Source organism: Pseudomonas sp. AGC41 (assembly GCF_057334555.1).
Genome location: NZ_JBHFJB010000081.1, coordinates 108401 through 109799, shown reverse-complemented (window position 1 = coordinate 109799; position 1399 = coordinate 108401). Strand labels below are relative to the sequence as shown.

The 1399-nt window shown below is 61.5% G+C and carries 1 protein-coding gene; it reads left to right on the top strand.

Annotation, left to right across the window (positions count from 1 at the left end):
* Positions 1-59: 59 nt before the first annotated feature.
* Positions 60-1358: a tricarballylate/proton symporter TcuC gene (gene tcuC, locus ACE04F_RS14160; protein WP_486107604.1), complete on the top strand. Its 1299-nt coding sequence runs from the start codon at positions 60-62 to the stop codon at positions 1356-1358.
* Positions 1359-1399: the final 41 nt, after the last annotated feature.

The following is a 1399-nucleotide window of genomic DNA, read 5'->3' as shown; positions in this document are numbered from 1 at the left end:
CTCGCTCCCACAGGGACTGCAGCGCTTTCATACAAGATTGCCAGAGTGAGTACCTACACATGCCTTCCAACACGAGCAACGGCAAGGCGATTTTTCGCGTTGTCAGCGGCAACTTCCTGGAGATGTTCGACTTCATGGTCTACGGCTTCTATGCCACGGCCATCGCCAAGACGTTCTTCCCGACCGACAGTGCCTTTGCCTCGCTGATGCTGTCCCTGGCCACGTTCGGCGCCGGGTTTTTGATGCGTCCGCTGGGCGCGATCTTCCTGGGCGCCTACATCGACCGTCACGGCCGGCGCAAAGGCCTGATCATCACCCTGGCGATGATGGCCGCCGGCACGGTGTTGATCGCCTGCGTGCCGGGTTACGCCACGTTGGGCGTCGCGGCACCGTTGCTGGTACTGCTGGGCCGGTTGCTGCAGGGCTTTTCCGCCGGGGTGGAACTCGGTGGGGTCTCGGTGTACCTGGCGGAAATCTCTACGCCGGGGCGCAAGGGCTTTTTTGTCAGTTGGCAGTCCGCCAGCCAACAGGCCGCCGTGGTCTTTGCCGGTCTGCTGGGGGTTGGCCTCAATCACTGGCTGAGCCCGCAGGAGATGGGCGAATGGGGCTGGCGCGTGCCTTTCCTGATCGGTTGCCTGATCGTGCCGGTCATTTTTGTCATTCGCCGCTCGCTGGAAGAAACGCCGGAATTCCAGGCGAGAAAACACCGCCCTACCCTGTCGGAAATCGTCCGCTCCATTGGCCAGAACTTCGGCATTGTCCTGGCCGGCATGGCGTTGGTGGTGATGACCACAGTGTCGTTCTATCTGATCACGGCCTACACGCCGACATTTGGCAAGGCTGAGCTCAACCTGTCGGACCTGGATGCGCTGCTGGTCACGGTGTGTATCGGCTTGTCGAATTTCTTCTGGCTGCCGGTCATGGGCGCGCTTTCCGACAAGATCGGACGCAAACCCCTGCTGCTGGGTGCGACAATCCTTGCGATCCTGACCGCCTACCCGGCGCTGTCCTGGCTGGTGGCGAACCCCAGTTTCAGCCATTTGCTGATCGTCGAATTGTGGCTGTCGTTCCTGTATGGATCGTACAACGGGGCCATGGTGGTCGCCTTGACGGAAATCATGCCGGTCGAAGTGCGCACCACCGGTTTTTCCCTGGCCTATAGCCTGGCGACGGCAACGTTCGGCGGGTTCACGCCGGCGGCCTGTACCTATCTGATCCATGTGCTGGACAACAAGGCGGCGCCGGGGATCTGGCTCAGTGGCGCGGCGGTGTTGGGGTTGATCGCGACCTTGGTGCTGTTCAAGGGTAATCGGCATGAGCTGCGCACGGCGCAGGCCTCCGTTGTGAGTGGCACCTGACAGATTGCCTTCGCGAGCAGGCTCGCTCCCACATTGGACCG

Excerpts from the sequence above, each read along its gene's own strand:
- tcuC (WP_486107604.1), top strand. The coding sequence starts at position 60 with ATGCCTTCCAACACGAGCAACGGCAAGGCGATTTTTCGCGTTGTCAGC.